Below are 25,501 nucleotides of genomic sequence, written 5' to 3'. Positions count from 1 at the left end.
CATAAGATTAAACATCATTAATATCAATAACTTATAAATATAAGTGAAAATAAATGATAAATATTTAAAAATAATTGCAAATAGGGGTTGCCAAACGTTTCAAACTCTATATAATAGCCAACCACTGAGACGCACTACCGAATCAGTTAACTGTCTATATTGTGTTTGAGTTTAAACGCTAATAATGATAGAGTAACGGAAAATGGGGCTGTGGCGGAATTGGTAGACGCACCAGATTTAGGTTCTGGCGCCGCAAGGTGTGAGAGTTCGAGTCTCTCCAGCCCCACCATTTTCGGATAGTAAATCTTAGACCCAATATCAAAGCCTGCTTTTTAGCAGGTTTTTTTGTGTCTGTTCTTTTTGTATTTAGAGTGTGGTGGATTTATATTTTCCGATTTATTTTCGTAGAGCCATTAGCTGTCAATACTTTCTAAATCTAAAAGTATCTGCTTCATACTCTGATACCTTTTTTCCACCAGCTTTGCCAATGCTTTATTAATGATACCTTGATAGTGACTATATTCAAATGGCAAGGTTGGAATAGGTTGTTGGCAATGCTCAATAGCCCACGCTTTTAATTTGTCATTACTGTTAGCACTTATCTGAAACGGTCGCTTGCCTGTTAGTATTTCAACCATCATGATGCCAAACGCATAGATATCACTTTGCACTGTTGCACTCTGACTCTTACTCTGACTTTGCCAGCGTTCAGGGGCAAGATACGCAGGTGTACCAGCAGGACTTGCCAAAATTGGGGCGTTAAGACATTCTGCTAAAGCAAAATCGGTTAACAATAAATCAGCCTTGATACAGCTATCATCCGCATGATTTGGTAAAAAATCATCTAGCAAAATATTGCTAGGCTTAATATCATTGTGTAGCCAGCCAGCGCTATGTAGAGTGGCGATAAGGTGCGCAGATTGCACAATAAAATGATGCTTTTTTTGAGTGGTTAATAAAGAGTAATTTCGAATATTAAGCTGAGTTGCTAAGCTACCACTGAGATAATATGGCATGGTAAGTATCGTCAGCTGCGAAAACTGATCTAATACCTTTACCCTTAGAGTTTCATAAGCGAGCATTGGCGGAGCAATAGCAAAAAGACTGTCTTGAAATCTCTTTTGATTGGCTGATAAATTATTGATAGATTTTAGAACACCGATTTCATGGGTTAAGCCCGCCAAATTTTGATTGCTAGCAGCCGTTAACTGCCATTTAATCATCACTCGACCAAATTGTGGATGCTGGGCACGCGCCAAGCCTTGAAAGTCATTCTCATTATAGTTACTTTGCTGGCTGATGCGCTGATGCGAAATCTCGCTATAATTCAAGCTTGAGAATAACGCAGTCAATGTTGGCAACATTTGCTGCGCTTGCATTTGTAATGCTTGTTTTGCACACGCTTTTGCATTAGAGGAATTACTGGCACTATTTTTCATGGTAAAGTGATACCTCTATATAGCTAGTATGCCACACGTCATTTTAATTTTATGAGCGACTGAGTATTATGCCCCAATCCACTAAGCCTGTTACGAATTACGCCCTACCCGACCATTTATTGGATTTACTCGGACAGTATTTACAAGAGAAAGTCACGCCCACTATCGAGATTGATCCTGCACAGTTGGCCTATCGCTGGGTCGGTGGTCATAATGGACATTTGGAGCCATTGGCAGTGAACTTATTTTTAAGTTTAGATGATTTGCATGGTATCGATACGCAAAAGGCAAAACTGGTACAAAACACACGGCAATTTCTAAAGGGCTATCCTGCCAATCATGTCTTGATGACAGGGACACGTGGTGCTGGCAAATCATCGCTGATCCGGGCATTGCTACAAGCCTATCATAGCGAAGGACTGCGCATTATTGAAATTGCCCGTGATGACCTGCGAGTGCTTGATAAGATACGCGCCGCCATTAATGCACTGCCGACCGAGTGTAGTTGTCACTATATGGTGTACTGTGATGACTTGGCATTTAATGGTCAAGACGAGAGTTATCGGACGTTAAAAAGCGTATTGGACGGCTCGCTAGACTCAGAGCAAGACAAGTTATTGGTTTATGCGACCAGTAATCGCCGTCATCTATTGCCTCAGCTAATGAAAGACAATGTCAATATTTATAATGGTCAAACCGATGAGGTCAATCCTTATGAAACCATTGATGAGACGGTATCGCTGTCTGATCGCTTTGGGCTTTGGTTGTCCTTTCATCCAATGGATCAAAACACCTATTTGCACATCGTACGCCATTATTTATCACTTTCGCCAAACCGAAATCTAGATAATGCGAATGACGTTAAAGAAACTAATAATGAAGAAAAAAATAAGATGCTACCTGATAACATCAGAGCAGCAGCGCTACGTTGGGCATCAGAGCGTGGTGGACGTTCAGGACGAGTGGCGTATCAGTTTAGCCGCTACTGGATAGGACAGACACGATTAGCAGCTGAAGACAGTCCATCGTAAAGCTTCATTAAAAATTATTTTTATGTCAGCTCTCAGTGATTAACAACCGCGTACAGAGCCCAAATATTGTACGCGGTTATTTTCTTTAATACCTGCCACATCAACCGCACCATCGACCATATATTGGTCAAAATCTGCGGCTAACCATAGATTACCTTTGTAAACGCTCTCAGCATCCAAGCGAATGTATGCCATATTTGGTGTCCTGCTATTAGGATTATCAAAGCTTTGATAACGAGCGCTAAAGTGAGTCAATATTAGATTATTTACACCACTGTTTTCTACAAAATCTGCTACCAATTGCGCACTACTATGCATTGGATCAAACTCTGGATTTTTGGCTTGAATTTTAGTCAACACCTCATGCGTATATGTCGCTTCATGCACCAATAAATCCGCATCAACCAACGCCGCAGTGAGACACGCTAGCGTATCGTTATCACCAGCCACCACTACTCGCGTTCGTGACAGGTCATCATTGACATAATCTACTGCACATAACTGCTGACCGTCTTCAGCGATGACATCTTGACCTTGCTGCAATTTACCCCACAGTGCGCTAGCGGGAATACCTTGCGCTAGTAGTTTATCCGTATCAAGCGTGCGATGCTGGATAGTCTGCGTGATACCAAATGCATGAGACGCAACCCGATGTGCTAGCGCCGTGATATCAATATCAAGCTGATGCTGGTCGCTTAATCGGATATTCACCTTGCTTGTATCACGTTGCTCAGATAGCACCTCTTCAATGGCTACAAAGTTGAGAGCAAAGGGTAAATACAATTCCGTGGTTAAGGTAATGGCTTCGAGCAATGTCGCGATTGCTTTTGGGGCAATGAGGGTCAGCGGCTCACGGCGTCCTGACATGGCGGCACTCGCCAATAGTCCTGGTAACCCGTAGCAATGATCGCCATGCACATGGGTGATACAGATAGCGGCTAGTTGATGCAAAGACAGTTTTGTATGTAACAGTTGCTGCTGCGTGCCTTCACCGCAATCTATCAGTAGCCATGGACGCGATTTTTTATTTTGATTGACATTCTGTGGTTGATTGCCTTGCTGGGCGCCAGATAAATAAGGATTCAGACATTCAATCGCCAGTGCAGTCACATTGCGCTGTTTGGTTGGCACACCAGCAGAGGTACCCAAAAAAGTCAGCTTCAACATAGATTACCTCTCTTACACATGATACTTATCTGCTATGACAATTGGCACATCATGGTTTTTTGCGCTGCAACCATCTGCCCACCATTGGCCTTACATTCACTGACCATATTGGACTCATAAGATTTCCAGCCGCCATAAAAGCTGGCCACACACAATATAACCACGAGCAATTTTTGTGACCATGCTTTAATAGATACCTGCTGATGGTTCACGTTGTCAGCAGTAGTATCAAGCGCGGGCTTAGCAGCAATGTCAGTATCGACATCAGTATGCTTGTTATGCGATTTATTTAAGTCTGTCATTTCTTATCCTAAAAAAGGTTTTGTCTATGAATAAACAAAACCCTTCGTTTTAATATTAAATCAGTCATTTATGAACGATTAAATGCGCCGCTTTTAGAACTGCAAACGACCACCATTTTCTTCTGCACGCTTAAAGGCATCACGCTCTTCACAGCGTTTTAGCCAAATTAAGATATTGGCATATTTACTGCTATCTAATCCTGTACCAGCATTAGCACCTACAACCGCAAGATGCATTTGGATATCAGCGGCACTAAATTCAGCCCCTGCAAACCAATGATTGTCTTGCAAATGCTGCTCCATCATCGCCAATATAGCATCCAGACTTTTGCTTATCATATTTTTTTCGACTTGATTTCGAATGCTTTTGCTCACAGGCTTGATGAGCATGGGCGACTGCCCAACCACTTTGGTAAATACCAAACGCATGACCAATGGCGGCATCACTGATGCTTCAGCGAAATGCAACCAAAACGTGTAAGCCTCCCACGCCGCTTCATTATCATCCGCAGGCTTGAACTGTTTCTCAATATCATAATGCTTCAACAAGTATTCGATTATAAACCCTGATTCGATGAGCACACGGTCATTTACTTCTAACATGGGTGCATGACCGAGCGGATGTATTTTTTTTAAACTGTCAGGCGCACGGTATGCTTTATTGCGCTCATAACAAGTCAGTTGATAATCGACGCCAAGCTCCTCTAACAGCCAAATAATACGAAATGAGCGCGAATTTGCTAAATGATGAAGGTGTAACATAAACCATCCTAGTTATAATGTGAATAAGTTATCGTATGAATAAGTCATAATATGTATAGTTGGTGCACACGCATTCCATTAATAAACGTTGTTAAGCGTGGCAGCACTGCTATCGATAATAGCGTAATTAATGCCTCTTTAACACAGAAACTGTGTAGAGTAATGACGAAAAACATTGCCCGCTAAGTCAAGTCTATATCGACTTGCTGGCAGGCGCTACTTTGAATGCAGCTCTTCAATTTTGCGTGTCATCTTATGGATTTTTTGCTGATACTTTCTAATTTTTCGGAAACGATGCGCGGTTAACACACCTTTAATACGACGGTTTTTCAGACGGCGACGTGGCGGGAAGCTACCCACTTGTGGCTCATTATAACCATGCAAACGGTCATCACGCTTACGTGCCAAGTAACCAAGCGCACTATCCACAATCATCATCAACAGCGCGACAAAAATCATGCCGTACATAAATAAAGAGCCGCCCTCATCGATACTTTGATGCAAAATCGTGATGGAAAATATGAATAAAAATATCGGCTCAAGGTAGCATAAGGTGCCAAATAATGAGACGGGCAGCTTTTGACTGGCAACCATGGTCAATGACATCGCAGCCGTACTGATAATGCCTAATAGTGGCAACAGATACCAAAACTTATCGGTAGATATCGCCAGCGCAAATCCGCCATTGAGATATAAAGCAATCAACACCACCGGCGTCAATAAAACAAGGTCAGAGATAAGCCCTGTGATCGGCGGCACTGCCAATTTACGACGCAGTAGATAATAAGGCGGATAACCCAAGCAAACAAATAAAGTCGCCCAAGAAATACTGCCGTACTGAAAGACATCATAGGCAATACCTGCGCCTGCGCAAATGGTGGCAATCCATTGTAACAAGCTCATGTCTTCGTTATAAAAAAACCGACCAACCATAATCATAATCATTGGATATAAAAAGTAACCCAATGTCACCTCAAGCCCTAAATCATTGACAGGTGCCCACATAAATATCCAGATTTGCGCGCCCAATATTGGTGTGGGTATGATAAATAAAAACCATTCTTTTAGCGTCTTTAGGGTTTTTAAATAATCAAAAATATGCTGCCACTGCTTCAGCACACTAATCAGCAGCACCAGACTCAATAGCATCATCAATACGCGCCAAGAAGCGACTTGCGTGCCTGACAACGGCTGCATCAATAGACCAAATAAGAATAGCAATGAATATAAAAAATTTGCTGCCACTGCAGCGATGGTACCCTGCGACGTTTGATTCGTGGTGAGCATAACGACAACCTTGAAAAATGAGCGCACGTCCTTGGCAATTTTAGAAAAAAAACAAAAGCCTCCGACGCGGACGTCGAAGGCTTTTTGATCTATAAACTCTGTTATCTACAACATTATCATATAAGATTGAGATAAATACTTGGAATATATCGTGTTTATCTTATGGTCAGTATTATGTCAAAGTCAGAATAGATAAGCAATACACCTGCTTCACTAAAGCGTGCGCCTATTCATTCAGCATCTTACTTTGCACTCAACTGCTCGATTTTTTGCTGTATTCTATCCATCTTTTTTTGATAGCGCCGAATCTTGCGAAAACGATGCGCGGTTAAAACCCCATCAATACGCTGATCTATGAAACGACGACGCGGCGGAAACCCACCCACTTGTGGCTCTCGATAGCCATGCAAATGATTGTCACGGCGGCGCTTAAGATAACCTTTTATACTATCAGCAATCATCACCAGTAATGCCAAACTTACCATACCATACATGAATAAAGAACCGCCCTCATCGAGGCTTTGACTTAGAACAGTGATGGATAAAACAAACAGCAGCATAGGCTCGACATAGCTTAACGCCCCAAATAATGACACGGGTAATTTGCTACTGGCAATCATGGTTAAGGACATCGCCAGTGCACTAAAGGCTCCTAGCAGTGGTAATAAATACCAAAACTTGATGTCCTGTGCCGCCGTATTAAAGCCGCCGCTAAAATACAACATAATGAGCACCACTGGCGTTAACAAAGCCAAGTCAGACAACAGCCCTGTGATAGGCGGCACAGCCAGTTTACGCCGCAATAGATAATAGGGTGGATAGCCCAAGCACACAAACAACGTTACCCAAGATACTGAGCCATATTGAAAGATATCATAGCCAATACCTAAGGCTGCACATAGCGCGGCCACCCACTGCAACGCACTCATATGCTCGTGATAAAAAAATCGACCAAGTACAATCATCACCAGCGGTAATAAAAAATAGCCCAAGGTGACATCCAGACCAAAGCCATTGACCGGTGCCCACATAAATAGCCAAATTTGACCACCCAAAATCGGTGTGGGCAAAATAAATATCAGCCACTCTTTCGGAGTTTTTAAGGTTTTCAAATAGTCAAAAACATGTTGCCATTGCTTGGTAAAACTGACCAACAATAGCAAACTTAGCAGCATCATGAGCACGCGCCATGAGGCTACCTGTGTACCTGTCAAAGGCAGCATAAATAGCCCAAACACAAACATCATCGAAAATAAAAAGCTCGATGATATCGAAGCAAGGGTTCCTTGAAAAGTTTGATTGGTCGAGAGCATAACAACAGCCTTAAAAATAGAACTTTATGGGCATTATTTATAAAAAATTAGAGCAGCGGAAACTTAAAGGCAGACTCTAACAATAGATGGCGTACAGAAAAAAATAAAAGCCTCCGACGATAACGTCAGAGGCTTTTTATAGAACAATCATATAAGACTAGATCAAAAAGCTAACTACTGAGACATTTATTCGTCGTCTGTGTTTTCACCGTCTGTACTATCAACATCTGTACTATCAACATCTAATTCATTGTCAGTAGCAATATCCATAACGTCATTCGTTGCTGTGTTGCCAGTCGCCGCATCGATATCTATCTGCTCTTGACCTGCCACATCAAATGTACCGTCTTCTCTCATTGCATCAACCAGCTCATCGTCACCTTCTTCATGCTCAACACGCGCCATAGCGACCAGCTTCTCGTCTTTTGATAGACGAATCAGCGTCACACCTTGCGTATTACGACCAGAGCTAGCGACGTGTTCAACAGGCGTACGAACCAACGTACCTTTGTCAGAGATTAAAATAATATCGTCTGTAGAGTCAACCTTAGTGGCTCTTACTAGCGCACCATTACGCTCACTGGTTTTGATAGCAATTACACCGCCGCCGCCACGATTTTGGGTATTGAACTCATCGATAAAGGTACGTTTACCAAAGCCGTTTTCACAAGCAATAAGAATTTCGCGTACATCATCTTCGATCACCACCAATGATTTTATCGACTCATTAGCCGCCAAACGCATACCACGGACACCTTTAGCCGTACGACCCATCACACGAGCATCATTTTCATCAAAACGAATGGCTTTACCACTGGATGCAAACAACATCACTTCTTGGCTACCATTAGTGATACGAGCGCTTACTAGCTTATCACCCTCTTCTAATCCAACCGCAATCAAGCCGTTCGAGCGAATATTAGCAAACTGCTTAAGCTCTACCCGCTTCACCGTACCATTAGCAGTTGCAAAGAACACAAAAGGTGGCTCTGCTTGCGTGCTAGCGTCTAATGAATCATCATCCCCATCTATTAGAGCATCTGTTAACGCGTCACCTTTTACCGATAGCTCTTCCACTATTTTTGGAATCGGCAGTATCGTAGTGACCGTTTCATCAGGATTTAAGCCAATTAAATTCACTAATGGACGACCACGAGCACCGCGACTGGCAATCGGCACTTCAAAACCACGTAAGCTAAAGACACGACCGCTATCCGTGAAGCACAATACGGTAGCGTGCGTTGAAGTCACAACCAAATGATCAATCACATCATCTTCTTTCATTGCGGTTGCAGACTTACCTTTACCACCACGTTTTTGTGCGACATAATCGTCAATCGGCTGAGTTTTTGCATAACCTGTACGCGAGACCGTCATGACAACCGTCTGTTCAGGAATCAAATCTTCACGGTTAAAGTCAGTACGTGAGTCAATGATATCAGTACGGCGCTCATCACCAAAGTTATCACGAATCTCAATCATCTCATTGGAGATAATGGTCATTAGCTTATCAAAATCACCAAGAATAGACTCTAAATGAGCGATTTCACGTAGCAAATCCTGATATTCTTCGGTTAATTTGTCTTGCTCAAGACCCGTTAGACGATGCAACTGCATATCTAAAATCGCGTTGACCTGCTCAAGTGATAAGCGATAACGTTCTTCGCCCTCAATCAAGCCAAATGGTGCTTTAGGATCTTCGCCTTCGATATAGTCAGGACGCACAGATTGGCTACCAGCAGCGGTCAGCATCGCCACCACGCTACCTGAACCCCACGTATTATTTAATAAGCTTTCACGTGCCAAACCGCGGTTTGCAGAGGCTTTAATCGTTGCAATAATCTCGTCGATATTGGCTAATGCAACAGTCAAACCTTCGAGCAAATGACCACGTACGCGGGCTTTGTTTAATTCATAAATCGTACGGCGGGTCACCACTTCTTGACGATGACGTACAAAGGCGGCAATCAGCTGACGCAAAGTTAATAATTTTGGCTGACCATTATCGAGCGCAACCATATTGATACTAAAGCTTGATTCGAGCGGCGTTTGCAAGAACAAGTTATTAACGATAACTTCAGCTGTCTCACCACGGCGCAAATCAATGGCGATACGCATACCATCTTTGTCAGACTCGTCACGAATCTCGCTAATACCTTCAATCTTTTTATCACGTACCAGCTCTGCGATACGCTCAATCATTTTGGCTTTATTAGATTGATAAGGTACTTCGGTAAAGACAATACGCTCACGATCGCGGTTGACACCCGTATCACTCATGGCTTCAATATGATAGCGACCACGGATGTGCAAACGACCTTTACCCGTGCGATAAGCATCTAAAATACCAGCGCGACCATAAATGATACCGCCTGTAGGAAAGTCAGGACCTGAGATGTGTGACATCAACTCTTCAGCTGATATTTGTGGGTTTTCGGCATAAGCCAAACAAGCATTAATCACTTCTGTCAGGTTGTGCGGCGCCATATTAGTCGCCATACCAACAGCAATACCAGTCGCACCATTGATTAGTAAGTTTGGAACACGCGCTGGCATGACGCTAGGCATACGCTCAGAACCATCGTAGTTGTCTTCCCAATCAACCGTGTCTTTGTCCAAATCAGCAAGCATCTGATGCGTCAGCTTGGTCATACGTACTTCGGTATAACGCATCGCTGCCGGAGGATCATCATCGATCGAACCAAAGTTACCTTGACCGTCAACCATCGGATAACGCAAACTAAAATCCTGCGCCATCCGCACAATGGCATCATAGACCGCACTATCGCCATGTGGGTGATATTTACCAATGACATCGCCGACGACACGTGCAGACTTCTTATATGGCTTATTATAGTCGTTAGATAGCACGTGCATGGCGTACATCACACGGCGGTGTACAGGTTTGAACCCATCACGCACATCAGGCAGCGCACGCGAGACAATCACGCTCATCGCATAATCCAGATAGGATTGCTTTAGTTCCTCTACGATGCCAATAGGACTGACCGATTCGCTCATATACACTCCTTCACTCACATTGTTTTTCTAATGTTGACACGTTTGTTCAAGATACTCATGGGTTATACAAAAATATAGCTGCATCAATGCGCAGCTACTATCAGAATAGTGACCCTAAAAAAGCACTGTCAAAGGTGCAAAACAATAGGAAAATAGTGATACGGTTTTTGTTAAAAATAATGTTCAATTAAAGAAGCTATTTTAGCACAAATTTGCTGATTTAGGGGCGTCTGGCTGTTATTAAAATTAAGCAAAACAGCTGATTAGCGGTTTTTTTCACTCTAATAACAAGGGTAAAAACAACTTTAACGACATACTTGTTTTGATTGACTGATTTTGCCATTTTTGCAAACAAATTTACCATCTTTTGAGCAGTGAGATACGCCGCCCATTTTGCCCGAACAAGGTGTATTCTTAGCCTGTGCTTGACTGATCGGAGCTGTGATAAAGACACAGGCAATTAGTGATAATATTATCGATTTCATATTTTTCTCTTATTGATGATTAAATGATATTCATGAAAAAACTGCATCCAGTGGATACAGTTTTTTCGATAGTCAGGCTATTTTTTATGGTTAAAATGACCTCTATTAAGCAGGTTTAAATTCCTGATTAAAGAACTCACGTGTGGCTTGCGTACAAGCCGTACTGACTAGACCGCCGTGATAGTTGCCCAATACAGCAACGCTTGCAGGTATGCCTTGCTGTGCTCCTGCATCTACTACGCGTTGAAGATTTTGAACAAAGTTACTTTGAACACTTGTTACCACAGAATTAATATTCCATTGGTTCATGGACGCCTGTCCAATAAGTTGAACATTAGAATTATCAGGACGATCATCAGCTGTCGTCGCATCAACATCTAATACTGTCACGTTAACGGTAAGCGCTGGATTTTGTGCGACACTCCCTTGAATAATAGCAGCCATTGAACTGGTATTTAGGTCATAAAAAACCGTTGGATCTTGATTACCACCACATAGCAGAGTTGGCATTTTTGGTACATATCCACGTAGATCATTGGCTTTTAAGGCTTTTCGTAAGTTGTTTTGTGGATTGGCTGCTAGTGATGCTCCTGTCATCGCGATTAGGCTATCAGGGTTCTGTAATGCATCTGCGACATAAGCGGTACGGAAGTCTGTTTTGATCAGATAATTATCATCCGCGAAGCCAATAGAAGCAAAGGGAACGGTAGGCGCTGGTAGAAGATCAAGCGTGGGATTGTTTTCAGGATCTTTTTCAAACAGCGCATTATCAGGCAGTTTATTAGCAGCGACCAACTCACCAAAGCTCAATAAACTTGGTAATTGTGTGTTTGCATAATTGGCAGTGAATATATCAGCAGTACTATTATAGACATTGCCATACGCATTTTGGAGACCAGATGCCAGTAGCGGTGCAAAACGCGATGCACCGATATTGACGTTACCCGAAAATATTGCATCACCGAACGCTGCCAGTGCATAAGGCCCTGATAAAGGTGCAATGGCAGTGACAGGCTCATCATTTTTCTCGAACATTCTTGCAGTTGCCATCGCCACATGCCCACCCTGAGAGTAACCACTGATAAATAACTTACCAGAGTCATCAAGGTTGGTGTAGTCAGGATCATTAGCGCGCTGTTGTCTTGCAATGATGGTACGGGCACTGTCTAACGCATCAGCCATGTCAGTGGCTTGTTGCTCAGCCACAAGGTATGGATGGTAATCAAGATCAGACTCATCATAACCAGCATAGTTTGGTGCAACGACGATGTAGCCTTGAGCCGCAAAGTTGGCAGCGATTAATGTCGACTCACCAGCTGCTGGATTTTGAGGATTAGCGACTTGACTAAAATCGTAGCCTTTGTCCGTAGTTGTGCCATGGGCATACAGCAAGATAGGTCGATCGCCTTGACAGTCAGCACTGTCACCACTTGGTAGCATCAAAGCTGCTGTCGCGTTGGTACGCTCACCCGCTGCACCTACTGTCGGATAGCTAACTTTTTCGATTTTGATATCGCATTTGGCATCAGGGGTTGCCGTACCATCAAGACCGAACTGGGTATTTATTTGCGCGGTGTTAAATGAGCTGATTGATTTAACTGACGTCGCAGAGTCAGAGCCTATAACAGCATCAAAGTCATTGTCATCGCCACAACCGACGAGTAGCAAGCTACTGGCAATGGCGACGGATAATAGGCAGCGCAGCATCATAGGCTTGCCCGTAGTAATGGATACTGATTGATGGGTACTGCTAGATGGTTTGTTATTTATAGCGGTAGTAGATTTAGATACGATCATGGTTGCTGTCCTTAGCGGTGATAGATCAGACGTTTGCTGAGAGTCCTTGACAATAAAAAATTTCAGTATGGCAGACTCTTTTTATTGAATACATTGGAGTATCAAATATTTTCAATAAAACTTACTCAATAATTGTTTCTTAAACCTTACTACTTATACCGTAAAATATTGTGAAAAGCTACTGGAAAACAGGTATTTAATAGCATATTTAACGCTATGGTAAAGCTAGTATTGGTGTCAAGCCTAGCTTAGATTTTGTCTTTGTTGTACGATGTTTCAAAATACCACCCTAATACAGATAGCGCTTTATGCAAACCCATAGTGAAAGTACCAAAGAACATGACAACCAATCGGCTGATCTGACACAACCAATCGACACATCAGGCGATATACGTGCCGATCGTAGCTTCGATGCGATTGCGGATCATTTTGAAAAAAAGGTCTACGGTGGCTTAAAAGGCGATATTCGATTGGCGGTGCTACGCCGTGATATCTTTGAATATAGCGCGCAAATGAGTGAAAGCCTTGAGCGACCTTTACGTATTTTGGATGTGGGTGCAGGGCTTGCGCAGATTGCAATAGAGCTGGCAGCTCAAGGTCATACATTGGTCATCAATGATATCTCAGCCAATATGCTAGAAAAAGCGAAAGCGAGTGCCGCGCAGATAGACGAAAACCTCGATATCACATGGTACGTTTGCCCTTATCAGGAACTGCCAGAAAGATTAGGCAAAGAAAATCATGAAAAGTTTGATTTAATCATGTGTCATGCGCTGCTTGAATGGTTGGCCGAGCCCGCTGCCGTGATGGACTTTTTTGATCAGCAATTAATGGATAAGGGTGCACTATCTTTATGCTTTTATAACCCAGCAAGCTTTGATTATCGCAACCTAATCATGGGGAATTTCAACTTACTCGATAATACAGAATATAAGGCGGACAACAAAAAAAGCCTCACGCCCAACCATCCTGTCGCCAAAGAAGAAGTCGAATCTTGGTTGACTGCGCATCATTATCAGACCATACGCACCAGTGGTCTGCGCGTATTTCATGATTATGCCCCGCTTAAGCGTGGTGGTCACAATGACCCAGATGCCGTGATACGCATGGAGCTGCGCTACTCGCAATTAGAGCCGTATAAATGGTTGGGACGTTATTTGCACATATTGGCGACACGATAAGCTTAAGTGCAAGCACCTGTTTTTTGGAGGGAGTTTTAATCAATATAATCGCAGCAGTGTAAAATAGGTATAAAGTAGATACAAGGCAGCCAAGCATCAATAGAATACTGTGTGCATGTCGCGAGGTTAATACTCTAATCATTTATAAATGCTGCGACTATTCTGTCTCATCAACTCTCTCTGACCTATCATACTCTGACCAAGTCGTCGCATTGATGTCTTTTTCATCAAATACCACGACGTGCTCTAGGATAGGTAAAATACCAATCTGCGATCCAATCTCGTGATTATGGTGGCTGGCGACTAAAGACAATACCGTTTGCCCGTCGTCAAGTTGCAAGCGATATAAATAGTTGGCACCGCGAAATACGCGTCCAACGACTAAAGCGGTTTGGTTGCTCTCATCATCATGAATGATATCATCAGGGCGCACCAACACCTTAATCGGTGTGCCATTAGGATAATCATACTCGCAATACTGTGGGTACCCTGATTCATCGTACACTTCCATACGTCGATAGATATCGCCTAATGCCGTCTCAACATGGCCTTCTTTGATGATGCCATCTATCATCGCGCCTTCGCCGACAAACTCGGCGACAAAAGGACTGATTGGCTCATGATATAGCTCACTGGGGGTTGCCCACTGTACCAGCTTACCTTTATGCATCACCCCCACTTTATCAGCCAGTGCAAAAGCTTCGTTTTGATCATGAGTGACCAATATTGCCGTGGTATTGGTGCGTTTAAGAATATCACGAACATTCATTGCCAATGATTCACGTAGCACCACATCTAGATTAGAAAACGGCTCATCGAGTAGCAATAATTTCGGCTTTGGCGCTAATGCACGGGCTAATGCCACCCGCTGCTGCTGACCACCTGACAGCTCATTTGGACGTTTGTCAGCATGCTCAGACAATTCAACCAGCTCTAGCATCTCAGCGACACGGGCCTTTTTGTCAGCAGCCGACCATTTATTCAGACCAAAAGCGATGTTTTTTGCCACGCTCAAATGCCCAAACAACGCATAGTCCTGAAACACCATACCCATACCGCGTTTGGCGGGTGCGACTGCATACGAGTTACGGTCAGTTTTATCAGTAAGACATTGATTGTTTAAGAGAACCGTACCATCACGGCTTTGTTCCAGCCCTGCAATCGCTCTTAGTGCCGTGGTCTTGCCGCAGCCGCTATAACCCAAAAAGCAACCAATCTCGCCTTGCTTCAATTCCAATGACAAACCATTGACGATAATCGTATCGTCGTAACCAACGATTAAATCTTGCACACTAAAATAAGGATTAGTAGCCGTAGCTGCCTCAGTATTTGTCTCAATATCTTGGCTAAAAGCACTGCTTTTTTCTAAAGACTTGCTAGGCTGGGCGGGCGGCGTCTTAACTTGAGCAACTGGTAATTTTTTTATATGCTCCAGTCTTGCCTTGGCCTTTATTGACTTGGCATTGATTGATTTAGAGTCTGCTGAGCCTTTCATTGAATCGGTGTACATAGACGGTACCAGTTAGCTATTAGTAAATAAAACCCATAGATAAAACAGTGAAAACAATCATAAAATGGAGCGCTATCGGATAATGCAGATTCACTCTAAAGACACCTTAACCTTGCTTATCGCTTTGACGCAATAATATCCAAACAGGCAGCAGCCCAACCAGCACAATCAATAAACTTGGCAATGCAGCTCGTCCCCACATGCCTTCACTGGTCATCTCAAACACCCGCACCGCCAGCGTATCCCAGCCTTGGCGACGCGTCATTAACGTAATCGGCATCTCTTTCATGACTTCAACAAACCCCATCAATAGTCCTGTCAATATTCCTGGACTAATAACGGGCAACATCACTTGACGCCAGCGCTGATAAGGACTGTCACTCAGTAATTTGGCAGCCGCTTCTTGATTGACCGTTAGTCGCTGTAGCTGTCGATCAACTGGCTGAAAACTCACCGTCATAAAACGCGTCGATAATGCCAATAGCATCACAATCACACTGCCTGATAATACTTGCTGCGTGGTAATCCCAAAGACAATCATTTGGTTGTCTAGCCAAGCAATTGGGATAAAGATGCCCACTGCCAATACTGTACCCGGCACCACATAACCCAAATTTGCCAAAGTAGTCATGAGCTTGGTCAATTTATCAGGATACTGCCGCTTAATCCACGCAATGATAATCGCCAAAAAGGCAATAAAAATCGTGGTCATGCTAGCAATCATGAGGCTGTTGGTCACAAAATCAATATAGCGCGCATCAAAATCTTGGCGAAAATTCAATGCCGTCCAGTAGATGAGCTGCAAAAATGGGATTAAAAAAGCGCCAGCAAATACCAAGGTACACAGCAATGTCATGCCCAATTTCGCAGGCGTGCTGGCATCAAAACGCTGACTGCTGCCTTGAGTCACATTATTGCCGCGCTTGGTTTGCCAATACTGCTCAAACAATACCACAATAAAGATCACACCGATGAGCAAAGCTGCCAATTGTGCCGCAGTGGTCAAACTAAAGAAACCAAACCATGCTTTGTAAATAGCCGTGGTAAAGGTATCAACATTAAAGACCGACACGGCACCAAAATCTGCCAAGGTCTCCATACTGGCAAGCAATAGTCCGCCAATAATCCACGGCAAGGCTTGTGGTAATGCCAACCGGAAAAACACGCGGCTACGGCTTAAGCCCAGCATTTGTCCCGCTTCAATCGCTCGCCTTCCTTGCGATAAGAACGCTTGACGCGCCAGCAAATAGACATAGGGATAAAACGCTAGGGACAATACCAAACCTGCTCCCCAGACATTACGGATCGAAGGAATCGCTGCATCAAAGCCTAGGTCGCGCAAACCTGTCTGTAATGGTCCACTAAAATCAACAATACCAATGGTGACAAACGCCAATACATAGGCAGGTATCGCCAGCGGTAACATCAGCGCCCACGAAAAAAACCGCTGTCCAGGGAAGCGGTACATACTGGTTACCCAAGCAAGCGCGGTGCCAATAGTGCCAGACACGACTGTTACCATCAGCAATAAAATCGCGGTATTTTTAAGCACTTGCGGCAGCACATAATCTGCCATGTGCGTCCAGATATCGGCAATTGGCTGCGTCCAAGATAGCAACACAATCAAAATTGGCAAAAGCATAAACGACGAAATCAGTCCTAAGACTGATTTTGAGATAATACGTTTACGGACGGCGTGGTCTTGGCTGACAGTCTGCTTTCCATCAATATTATGATTATCCATATTGTTGGCATTAGCACTATCATTAACTGTATCGTTTTGACGTGCAGACGCGTCTGGCGTTTTGATCATATCATTATTACCGTGTCATACGCATAAAGACCTTACAACATTATACCAAACTCAAAAATACGGCTAAAAACACTGTCCGCTTTGAACATAAAGACTATCATTTAGCCTATCAATCTTGATACTCGGGGTTGATAGGCATTGTCATTTTTGAGAATGATATGACTGTCAATACCTTATTTATAGCCTGCTTTGTCCATCAACTGAATGGCTTGGGTTTGTAGCTCACCAAACTTTTGCACATTGATATCGTCTTTTTTGAATTCACCCCATGATCTGAGCATTTCTGACTCATCAACCCCTACTTTTACTGGGAATTCTTTGTCTGAGCTGGCATAAAGACCTTGCGCCTCATCAGAAGACAACCATTCTATCAGTTTAAGCGTACCCTCTGGATTGTCTGAACCTGCGACCACACCAGCACCTGAAATATTTACGTGTGTACCAGTCGTGCCTTGGTTTGCCCAAAATATTTTCACAGGGAAGTTAGGTTTTTCATCGAGCAGACGACCGTAGTAGTAACTGTTGGCAATGCCCACTTCACACTGACCAGCAGCGATGGCTTCTAGCATACTGGTATCATCGCTGAACACGTCAGTAGCTAAGTTAGCGACCCAACCACGGACGATTTCTTCGGTTTTCTCTTCGCCCAAATGCTCCATCATACTGGCCACAAGTGACTGGTTATAGACTTTTTTAGAGGTACGTAGGCATAACTTGCCTTTCCATTTTGGATCGGCTAAATCTGCATAAGTAGACAATTGGTCGGCACTGACTTTACTTGGGTCATAAAAGATCGTACGAGCACGCAATGATAGCCCTGTCCACTGACCTTTTGGATCACGATATTTGGCAGGGACATTTTCTTCTAACACAGTAGAGGATACTGGTTGCAACAAGCCTTGCTGAGCGGCTTGCCATAAGTTACCCGCATCAACCGTGAGCAGCATGTCGGCTGGCGTGTTCTGACCTTCAGCTTGCAAACGCGCCATGAGCGGACCTGTACTATCTGTGACCAGCTCAATCTTCACACCCGTCTGTTCGGTATAACGGTCTAGCAATGGCTTAATCAACTGCTCATTTCGCGAAGAATAAATAGTAATCGTTTGACCACCTTCACTCGTAGCACCATCATTAGCAGCTGGTTGCTCAGTAGCCGCCGCTGATGTCTCCGCCTCCACGCTCTCTTCTGTTGTAGATGAATTGCTACAACCAGCCAGTCCCAACATCATGCCAAATACGGCAACAGGCAAGATAAGCTTAGTAGAAGTTAGGTTAGCGCTAATGGCATTCAATGACATGGTTTTCCCCATAATGATGCTACGAAAAGGTGAGATAAATAGATGAGATGACAATAAGATAAGACGGCGCTAAAGACCTCTAACAATAAGGTTCAATCACGCGATAATCTCTGAAACAACATACTAATAGAAATGAGATTAATTATCAATACATTTGTTTAACTCAGAAATGCACCGATAATTTGGCTCAACTGTCACTTTCTAAGTGATAAATTTATAGATCTTCATGGAGTAATGTATAGATTTTCTAAGTGATGGCATGTCTTAATTATCTTTCAATGATCTGCTGATTCACGACAGCAACCATTGACCTAAAATCACATTGACGGCGGCTTCTGTACGCAGGATACGCGAGCCTATAGTGACTGCCGCGCAACCTTGAGTGGCGAGCAGTGCTATTTCATAATCAATCCAGCCGCCCTCGCTACCGATACAAACCAGACTTGGTAATCCTAACGATGGCGGCTGTTGTAGATACTGTGTAAAGGATAGCTCACTATACGGGTGCGCCACGATGGCTCGATTGGTTACCAAACCTGCCAGCTCATCTTCCACGAATGGCTTAAAGCGTTTTTGTAAAGTGATACGAGGCGCTATGGTGTCAACCCCTTGTTGCAGCCCTTCTAATACAAACTCATCAAGGCGCTCAAGCATCGGACTTTGCCAATAGCTTTTTTGCGTGCGATAGCTATTGATTAGGATAATATCGCGCACCCCAAGCGCGGTCATATCCATGATTAAGCGGCGTAGCACTTTAGGACGCGGTAGTGCCAACACAACGGTCAAATCTAGCTTTGGTGGCGGCGCAGTGGTGAGCTGAATATCACGCAACTCAATAGCATCAGAGCGGATGCTCTCAATCACAGCAGTGCCCAAATGACCGCCCATTTGACCGATTTTCAGCGTATCACCAACTTTTGCTGTTAGCACTTTATTGACGTGATTTATTTGTGATAATTCATCAATATATGCCGCATCCGAAGAGAAGTTTTCAATGGGTAATAATAAACAATTCATAGCAGCTCTTGGCTTGGTTGTTGAATAGCATGCTGCTCGACAACCTCTTTAATCATGGTAAATTGGCGGGTCAGTACGGCTTGCTGTTGTCTCGTCATTCGCGCGCCAGCTTGCCCTGCTTGTTCCGCTACCTCAAGATCACTGAGCCAAGACACTAGCTGCTGATAAATGAGCGCTACATCCTCTTTAGCGGCAGGCTTCTTACGAGAGGATTGTTGACTCGTATCATCATTAGTAGTAGCCGTATTAACAGTAACGGGACGATAGAAAACATTGTTTGGCTGATATAACGCGCCGACCTCCGCCAATTTATCTACCACGCTTTGGCAAGACTGCGTATAGCGCCCCATGAGTACAGGCGTTGCCACACTCGCTGGCTCAACGGGATTGTGCCCACCGACATCTACTAATGAGCCGCCGACCAGTGCCACATCTGCCAACTTATACCACGCCATCAGCTCACCCATGCTATCAGCCAGATAGACTTGTGTGTCTACATGAATGCTATCTTCTGCACTACGCCGTGCCATTGTTAATTCGGACGCTTGAATGAGCGCTGCTACTTCATCAAAACGTTCAGGATGTCTAGGTACAATGATAAGCAGCGCATCAGCGAGCGCGGGATGAGACAATAGCTGTTGATGCAGTGACAATGCCGTCTCTTCTTCGCCACTATGGGTACTTGCGGCAACCCAAATCGGTCGACCAGCGATATTCATTTCTTTTGCTAATGTGGACTTTTTGACCGATTCAGAATATTGGTTTGGTACGCTAGGATTTTCTGTATAGTTATTTTCTATATCAGCTTCTATATCAGCCGCTTTATCTTCAGTTTTAGGCGTATTAATCACCCATTTGAGTGAACCTGCGACACGAATTTGCGCGCTATTCGCACCCAATTGTCGAAAGCGTTTCGCTGAGTCGCTGTCTTGGGCGATAATCAAAGTCAGATTTTTCATCATACTGGCACTGACCGCAGCAATTTTTTGATAACTTTTAAAAGAAGACGCTGACAGCCGACCGTTGACCAAGATACTGGGAATATGGTGTTCGGATAATTTGGCTAGGATATTTGCCCACAGTTCCGTTTCTACAAACAGAGCAGCGATGGGCTTGACATGCGCCAAAAAAGCCTCAATCACAGTTGGGCTGTCGACAGGTACGTAGCTATGGCTCATCCGACCTTGAGCAATATCATCGGCGAAACGGCTAGCACCGCGAGCAAAACCTGTCTGCGTGGTATTGGTTAGCCATATTTGATAGCCATCAGCCAATAATGTATCTAATAATGGCGCGACGGTATTGGTCTCGCCCAATGACACCGCATGACACCAAATAACGCCTTTATCAGTTTGCGCATTAGTCACTTTAGCCACTGGCCGCGGCGGATATTGTTTACCAAAACGCTGCGCCACTTCTTGTTGATAGTTGTCGCGGTTGTGTGAGCGTTGCCAAACTTGGAGTCGATATAGCGGCTTAAGTAAGCCAATGGCGCACTGATAATACAAAGGCGCAGTATAAACAGTGCGACTGGGCAACGATACTGGGTCAGTCGCTTCTAAAGGACAATCAGAGGATATAGGAGAAGATGGCATAAAGTTGCCCAGATTAGTAATGGCTTAAATAATATAGTCAATTCACTATAAAAGAGTGACGGCATTAACCTCTTTAAATTAAATCGACTATAGTAAGGTGACGGTAAAAAATGCGCCAATTCTACCTGAATTTAGCGATTAACAATACGCTTTACAGCGTGTTGCCATAAAATATTTTAGACAATAATTAGGATCAATATTGCCACTACGAGTATGGCGGCGAATAGCAGCTGATAGCGCTTCATGCTATGTTGCTCTTGTTTTTGTGTCGTTATCAGCGCTTGCGCCTGCTGCCATTGCCCTACTACGCTCACCGCTTCCGCGTGTCCATTCTTTGCTGCTTGCTCTAGCCAATATTTGCCAGTGTCTATATCTTGCGCCACGCCGACCCCTTGGTAATACATCTTGCTTAGTAGGCGCTGCGCACGACTGTCATTTTTGCTGGCTGCCTGCTTAACCCACTCAACCCCTGACGCTGTAGCAGCACCCTTATCAACCGTTAATCCTTCGCCAAGTAATTCATACATTGCCAAATGTAGCATGGCAGCACTATTACCCGCCTGCGCCGCCTCTTGTAGTGTTAATAGCGCTTGCTTTTTTGTCGTTAAATGACTCTCTGAAAAGCGCATTTGTGCGCGCGGCTGACTTTGCTTGGCGATATGCTGTTCTAACTGCTCCAACACTTTATGGGCTTGCTGATACTCACTATTGCCAGCCGTTTGAACGACTTCTATGTTATCTAGCTCTACGAGTAGTTGCGTAAAAATCGCAGGCGTTGGCAATTCTTGAGGAGAAGGCACTGCCGATGGTAGTGGCTGCTCTAATACCGTATTTTCTGAGGTTGTATGAGGTTGCACTGTTTCTGATTTAGACAGCACAGGCTTAGTTTGGCTCTCTTGCTGAGACAGGTTCTGAGATTCTGGCACAGCATGTGGCGTATGACTCAACCCTTCTTTTTCTAACGGTTTCTGACTATCAACCGTTTTAATGCGCTCTACATTAGCGCTTGTATTTGGTGTGCTGATATTAATGGCTGGTGTGATTGAACTGGCAACGTGATCGTCGTGCGCATGTGGCAACCTTGCGCTAACCGCTTGATAAAGACCACTCGCCACTTGACCGCCTTGTACCGCCTCAAACGGCCGATCAATATGACCAAATAGACGCATCCCTATCGGCTCTAGTGCAAAAAACAATGACGTAACGCTATTAGCATCAGCCGACTGACAATAGACAACCGCCATGTATTGATAAAAATCATCGGTTGTAAGAGCCAGTTCAGGATAGCGCTTATGTAGCTCAAACTGTCCATACCAATGCGGCGTACTTTGCCATTGCTGTGCTAATACTCGCCCTGCATAAAACGCCAAAAATACCATAAAGTTACGATAGCGTTCATCGAGCAATAATCTCTCTTCATGCCATCGACCAGTTTTAACCATCTCACGGCGTATGTGCGACAGCAGCGTATCGACTCGCTGTAAGCTTGCCAATGACTCATCTAAGATACAATCACGAAGCTCGCTTTCGTAAGCAATGCCACCAGCGATAGGACGATCCGCTAGAAAGTCTTGCCAATAGCCTGCTGCAATATAATCAAAGGGCGTTAGAGGTGATGCAGACGATGCATACATAGACAAGCGCATCCTTTATCGGGATAAATTAATAGTAATAAAAATAAGGTCATCATGGCACTAAACTGACATCAGTCGTTTACCTTACCCTAAAATCGAAAATGCTACAATAAAGGACTAAATAAGCGTACCACATTATCAAATAAACGCTCTGCACCATGGCGCTGTTGCCACTGCTCTAAACTCAAAAAACGGCAACTTTGTAAGTAGGCTTCTTGGCAATCAGCGACTTGAGCGACCATCTCTGGTGTATAAATGGCCAAGCTCACTTCCATATTTAGATAAAAACTGCGCATATCGATGTTTACAGTACCAAATAAACAATAATCCTCATCGATAACCACTGTTTTGGTATGCAACAGACCACCCTTAAACAAGGCAATCGTCACGCCTGCCTCGAGCAGCTCTTGATAATAGGCTTGTGACGCATGCTGTACAAGAAATGAATCCACCTTTTCCGGGACAATCAGCGTCACCTCAACCCCGCGTTTGGCAGCGATCGTTAATGCTCCCGAGAGCGCCTCGTCAGGTACAAAATACGGTGTGGTAATGCGAATGCGTTTATTGGCGCGATGAATAACGGTCACCAATGTATTGTAAATAACATGGGCTGTCACTTGCGGTGCGGAGGGTATCAGCTGCGCCAGCACTCCTTCTACCATCGGCATCTTCGGTATCACAATCGATGTTGAGCCAATATTTGGTTGCTTATAATAGTCGATCTCACCAGCCAATACCTTTACCCGACTGTTTAAATCATTAATGGTTGGGTTCATCACATATAGTTTACGAGTATAGCCATTTACTCGCTGATTGAGCGCGTCTAGATTGTCGTTATTTTCCGCACCAATATCCGTGGCCACCACGATCGCCATGGCGGTCGTAATACTAATAGAGTGTTGACTGGTCGTGCGTATCGCCACATCGATCCACTGTCCAACGTTTTTATTTTGTTTAAAAAATCTTGGATCGACCAAGTTAAAGCTACCGATATAGCCAATGTGCTCATCAATCACCACAATTTTACGATGATTGCGCAAGTCAGAGCGCTTAAATAGCGTTTTAAATAAACCCACTGGTAGTGACTGATGGACAAAGACACCTGCTTTTTCTAAAGTACGATGCGCGCTACTATTAAAGAAACTAAAGCTGCCCACGCTATCGGCCAATATATGACACTCAATACCACGCTGCGCTGCCGCTGACAGCGCCTCTATCACCTCTAGTACTTGTCCTTTAGGATAAACAATATAAAACTCCATCAAGATAATACTCTGAGCGGCATTGATATCTTCGATTAATCGCTGAAAGATAGTATGAGGATCCGTCAATAGCTGCATATTGTGATTAGGAAACACGCCCAGCCCCGTCCAACGCGTGCCTATTTGACTGACACCGCGGTAGTTGGCTGACAGCAGCTCTTGTCCTTGATCAAAAACCAAATTCTCACGCCGTGCCATATCATCCATCAATAAGCTTGCTTGGTCTACCCGTTGACGATAGCGCCGCCCTATCATCGGCTCACCCAATAGTATATAAGCGATGAAACCAAAAAGAGGCAAGGTATAGAGCACAGCAATCCAAGCAATAGATACACCGATATTGCGCTGCACTGACACAACACGTAGCGTCATTACTATCATGAGAACAATATGCAATACCAGACCCAAGCCTGCAAAGTCTCCCCAAGACCAGGTCGTAAAAGTTTGTTCAATAGTGGAATTTTCTATGCCCGCCTCCAACAATCAACATAAAATAAAGCATGAGTCGTAAAACACCCTCAATAGTATAGTAGTTTTTGACCATCAAACAATGACTAACCATAATAAGTTTTTATGCAGCAACCTTAGTAAACACGTGCCTTAGACTACTATTAATAATAACTTTCAGACAGTATTTTCAATTATTTTTCAAAATAGTTAAAAAACTGTTTGACAGCCATGTGTAAATCTATATAATACACACCCACAGCAGCAGAGCTTAGTGACAAACTTAGAGCTCAGTTGATGTTGAATAAATTGCTTAGCAATTGTTCGAAGGGTGATTAGCTCAGTTGGTAGAGCGTCTGCCTTACACGCAGAATGTCGGCGGTTCGAATCCGTCATCACCCACCACTATCTAGTATAGCGTTACTCTCAAGTAGTAGGCTAAGTGGTTAAATAAACTAAGTACGACCTAAGCAGCGGTAGTTCAGTTGGTTAGAATACCGGCCTGTCACGCCGGGGGTCGCGGGTTCGAGTCCCGTCCGCTGCGCCATATTTAGTAAAAAGCTAAAACGAATTTAAACTTTCAAGTTTAAGCAAGTTTCGCCTCAAGTATTAGTTTACTTGAGGTTTTTTTGTGTCTATTAATTCTGCCATACCTCTATTCACTTGCCTCTCATATCATTTGTCCTCAACCACCCTACCAGCTCTTCTCACTACTCTGAATCGTAATAATTATTGCTAGTGGTTTAGCCTACCAACTACTTCAACATATCTCCTTGTTTACAAAAATAATAAAGCTGACCATTTAGTCAGTTAATTTAATAAAATCATAAACTTAGGTAATATCAAATACTTAGAAGGCTTGATAGACCATTATTTTGAGCCAGCATATGGTTGTCACTCATTATAAAACATGCTTAACTGTTTCAAAGTGTTAAGAATTATTGCGGATAATATAGCCAACAGAGCATTTTTTATACTTTTGACAATACTTATATCGATAGCATTTATCTTCATTATTTTAGATTGCTATCAAAAATTGACCGCGCTTTATCCTTAGCAGCATTGACCCGTTTTGACAGGAAGTTAAAACGCGCTTCTGTCATATACCCAGCCTGCTAGGATGACCCACTCTATATAAAG

The 25,501-nt window shown here is 43.7% G+C and carries 18 protein-coding genes and 3 tRNA genes; 5 read left to right on the top strand and 16 right to left on the bottom strand.

Going from position 1 to position 25,501, the window contains the following annotated elements:
- The first annotated feature begins 204 nt into the window (after positions 1-204).
- Positions 205-289: transfer RNA gene (locus ACP69U_RS05910), tRNA-Leu, on the top strand.
- A gap of 124 nt (positions 290-413) precedes the next feature.
- Here the strand turns inward: ACP69U_RS05910 and ACP69U_RS05905 are convergent.
- Positions 414-1,439 carry a protein kinase domain-containing protein gene (locus ACP69U_RS05905; protein ID WP_426138099.1) on the bottom strand — a complete coding sequence of 342 codons (1,026 nt, stop codon included), beginning with the start codon at positions 1,437-1,439 and terminating at the stop codon, positions 414-416.
- Positions 1,440-1,507: 68 nt separating this feature from the next.
- Between ACP69U_RS05905 and ACP69U_RS05900 the strand changes: the two genes are divergently transcribed.
- Positions 1,508-2,470, top strand: a complete 963-nt coding sequence (locus tag ACP69U_RS05900) for an ATP-binding protein (protein WP_198329807.1) — start codon at positions 1,508-1,510, stop codon at positions 2,468-2,470.
- A gap of 39 nt (positions 2,471-2,509) precedes the next feature.
- Here ACP69U_RS05900 and ACP69U_RS05895 read toward each other — a convergent pair whose 3' ends face one another.
- From ACP69U_RS05895 to ACP69U_RS05860, 8 genes are all read right to left on the bottom strand, one after another.
- The gene (locus tag ACP69U_RS05895) at positions 2,510-3,637 is read right to left on the bottom strand and encodes a ribonuclease Z (protein WP_426138098.1); all 1,128 of its coding nucleotides are present in this window, start codon (positions 3,635-3,637) and stop codon (positions 2,510-2,512) included.
- A 32-nt stretch (positions 3,638-3,669) separates the two neighbouring features.
- Positions 3,670-3,939, bottom strand: a complete 270-nt coding sequence (locus ACP69U_RS05890; RefSeq protein ID WP_426138097.1) for a hypothetical protein — start codon at positions 3,937-3,939, stop codon at positions 3,670-3,672.
- 93 nt (positions 3,940-4,032) lie between these two features.
- The gene (locus ACP69U_RS05885) at positions 4,033-4,701 is read right to left on the bottom strand and encodes a glutathione S-transferase (RefSeq protein ID WP_426138096.1); all 669 of its coding nucleotides are present in this window, start codon (positions 4,699-4,701) and stop codon (positions 4,033-4,035) included.
- Between the two features lie 216 nt (positions 4,702-4,917).
- On the bottom strand, positions 4,918-5,988 hold the full coding sequence (rarD, locus tag ACP69U_RS05880; RefSeq protein WP_426138095.1) for an EamA family transporter RarD: 1,071 nt from the start codon (positions 5,986-5,988) through the stop codon (positions 4,918-4,920).
- A gap of 242 nt (positions 5,989-6,230) precedes the next feature.
- On the bottom strand, positions 6,231-7,301 hold the full coding sequence (rarD, locus tag ACP69U_RS05875) for an EamA family transporter RarD (protein ID WP_201553567.1): 1,071 nt from the start codon (positions 7,299-7,301) through the stop codon (positions 6,231-6,233).
- A 186-nt stretch (positions 7,302-7,487) separates the two neighbouring features.
- Positions 7,488-10,322, bottom strand: coding sequence for a DNA gyrase subunit A (gyrA, locus tag ACP69U_RS05870; RefSeq protein ID WP_426138094.1), 2,835 nt, complete (start codon positions 10,320-10,322; stop codon positions 7,488-7,490).
- 305 nt (positions 10,323-10,627) lie between these two features.
- Complete coding sequence (locus tag ACP69U_RS05865) at positions 10,628-10,807, bottom strand: hypothetical protein (protein ID WP_193009516.1); 180 nt, start codon at positions 10,805-10,807, stop codon at positions 10,628-10,630.
- 105 nt (positions 10,808-10,912) lie between these two features.
- The gene (locus ACP69U_RS05860; RefSeq protein ID WP_426138093.1) at positions 10,913-12,604 is read right to left on the bottom strand and encodes an alpha/beta hydrolase family protein; all 1,692 of its coding nucleotides are present in this window, start codon (positions 12,602-12,604) and stop codon (positions 10,913-10,915) included.
- A gap of 308 nt (positions 12,605-12,912) precedes the next feature.
- Between ACP69U_RS05860 and ACP69U_RS05855 the strand changes: the two genes are divergently transcribed.
- Positions 12,913-13,785: a methyltransferase domain-containing protein gene (locus ACP69U_RS05855; RefSeq protein ID WP_426138092.1), complete on the top strand. Its 873-nt coding sequence runs from the start codon at positions 12,913-12,915 to the stop codon at positions 13,783-13,785.
- A 157-nt stretch (positions 13,786-13,942) separates the two neighbouring features.
- Here the strand turns inward: ACP69U_RS05855 and ACP69U_RS05850 are convergent, their stop codons facing one another.
- The 7 genes from ACP69U_RS05850 to ACP69U_RS05820 all read right to left on the bottom strand — a co-directional run bounded on the left by ACP69U_RS05850 (position 13,943) and on the right by ACP69U_RS05820 (position 24,394).
- Entirely contained in the window at positions 13,943-15,295 is a 1,353-nt protein-coding gene (locus ACP69U_RS05850; protein ID WP_314884377.1) for an ABC transporter ATP-binding protein, read from the bottom strand.
- 106 nt (positions 15,296-15,401) lie between these two features.
- Positions 15,402-17,108 (bottom strand): ABC transporter permease, encoded by a 1,707-nt coding sequence (locus ACP69U_RS05845; RefSeq protein WP_193009520.1) that lies wholly within the window; start codon positions 17,106-17,108, stop codon positions 15,402-15,404.
- A 173-nt stretch (positions 17,109-17,281) separates the two neighbouring features.
- Entirely contained in the window at positions 17,282-18,406 is a 1,125-nt protein-coding gene (locus ACP69U_RS05840) for an extracellular solute-binding protein (protein WP_055124594.1), read from the bottom strand.
- Between the two features lie 291 nt (positions 18,407-18,697).
- Positions 18,698-19,423: a 16S rRNA (uracil(1498)-N(3))-methyltransferase gene (locus ACP69U_RS05835; RefSeq protein WP_193009521.1), complete on the bottom strand. Its 726-nt coding sequence runs from the start codon at positions 19,421-19,423 to the stop codon at positions 18,698-18,700.
- A complete protein-coding gene (locus ACP69U_RS05830) occupies positions 19,420-21,018 on the bottom strand; it encodes a 3-deoxy-D-manno-octulosonic acid transferase (RefSeq protein ID WP_314884382.1) in 1,599 nt (532 codons plus the stop codon). The genes ACP69U_RS05835 and ACP69U_RS05830 overlap by 4 nt, the downstream gene beginning before the upstream one ends.
- Before the next feature lie 176 nt (positions 21,019-21,194).
- The gene (locus tag ACP69U_RS05825) at positions 21,195-22,652 is read right to left on the bottom strand and encodes a tetratricopeptide repeat protein (protein WP_314884384.1); all 1,458 of its coding nucleotides are present in this window, start codon (positions 22,650-22,652) and stop codon (positions 21,195-21,197) included.
- A gap of 104 nt (positions 22,653-22,756) precedes the next feature.
- Positions 22,757-24,394 (bottom strand): cardiolipin synthase, encoded by a 1,638-nt coding sequence (locus ACP69U_RS05820; RefSeq protein ID WP_426138091.1) that lies wholly within the window; start codon positions 24,392-24,394, stop codon positions 22,757-22,759.
- Between the two features lie 296 nt (positions 24,395-24,690).
- On the opposite strand from ACP69U_RS05820, the gene ACP69U_RS05815 reads away from it, so the two are divergent.
- Positions 24,691-24,766: transfer RNA gene (locus ACP69U_RS05815), tRNA-Val, on the top strand.
- Between the two features lie 65 nt (positions 24,767-24,831).
- Positions 24,832-24,908: transfer RNA gene (locus ACP69U_RS05810), tRNA-Asp, on the top strand.
- Positions 24,909-25,501: the final 593 nt, after the last annotated feature.

This window comes from Psychrobacter sp. TWR1-1-1 (genome assembly GCF_049895865.1).
In the GTDB taxonomy this organism is placed as follows: Bacteria; Pseudomonadota; Gammaproteobacteria; order Pseudomonadales; family Moraxellaceae; genus Psychrobacter; species Psychrobacter immobilis_A.
The sequence above is the reverse complement of the archived record's forward strand: the minus strand, read 5'-3'. Positions and strand labels throughout refer to the sequence as shown.

Bases quoted from the DNA above. Each gene is read 5' to 3' on its own strand.
- ACP69U_RS05905 (WP_426138099.1), bottom strand. From the start codon at position 1,439: ATGAAAAATAGTGCCAGTAATTCCTCTAATGCAAAAGCGTGTGCAAAA.
- ACP69U_RS05840 (WP_055124594.1), bottom strand. From the start codon at position 18,406: ATGTCATTGAATGCCATTAGCGCTAACCTAACTTCTACTAAGCTTATC.
- ACP69U_RS05890 (WP_426138097.1), bottom strand. From the start codon at position 3,939: ATGACAGACTTAAATAAATCGCATAACAAGCATACTGATGTCGATACT.
- ACP69U_RS05900 (WP_198329807.1), top strand. From the start codon at position 1,508: ATGCCCCAATCCACTAAGCCTGTTACGAATTACGCCCTACCCGACCAT.
- ACP69U_RS05835 (WP_193009521.1), bottom strand. From the start codon at position 19,423: ATGAATTGTTTATTATTACCCATTGAAAACTTCTCTTCGGATGCGGCA.
- ACP69U_RS05850 (WP_314884377.1), bottom strand. From the start codon at position 15,295: ATGTACACCGATTCAATGAAAGGCTCAGCAGACTCTAAATCAATCAAT.
- rarD (WP_426138095.1), bottom strand. From the start codon at position 5,988: ATGCTCACCACGAATCAAACGTCGCAGGGTACCATCGCTGCAGTGGCA.
- ACP69U_RS05830 (WP_314884382.1), bottom strand. From the start codon at position 21,018: ATGCCATCTTCTCCTATATCCTCTGATTGTCCTTTAGAAGCGACTGAC.
- ACP69U_RS05885 (WP_426138096.1), bottom strand. From the start codon at position 4,701: ATGTTACACCTTCATCATTTAGCAAATTCGCGCTCATTTCGTATTATT.
- ACP69U_RS05865 (WP_193009516.1), bottom strand. From the start codon at position 10,807: ATGAAATCGATAATATTATCACTAATTGCCTGTGTCTTTATCACAGCT.
- ACP69U_RS05855 (WP_426138092.1), top strand. From the start codon at position 12,913: ATGCAAACCCATAGTGAAAGTACCAAAGAACATGACAACCAATCGGCT.
- ACP69U_RS05860 (WP_426138093.1), bottom strand. From the start codon at position 12,604: ATGATCGTATCTAAATCTACTACCGCTATAAATAACAAACCATCTAGC.
- rarD (WP_201553567.1), bottom strand. From the start codon at position 7,301: ATGCTCTCGACCAATCAAACTTTTCAAGGAACCCTTGCTTCGATATCA.
- ACP69U_RS05845 (WP_193009520.1), bottom strand. From the start codon at position 17,108: ATGATCAAAACGCCAGACGCGTCTGCACGTCAAAACGATACAGTTAAT.
- ACP69U_RS05895 (WP_426138098.1), bottom strand. From the start codon at position 3,637: ATGTTGAAGCTGACTTTTTTGGGTACCTCTGCTGGTGTGCCAACCAAA.
- ACP69U_RS05825 (WP_314884384.1), bottom strand. From the start codon at position 22,652: ATGTATGCATCGTCTGCATCACCTCTAACGCCCTTTGATTATATTGCA.
- gyrA (WP_426138094.1), bottom strand. From the start codon at position 10,322: ATGAGCGAATCGGTCAGTCCTATTGGCATCGTAGAGGAACTAAAGCAA.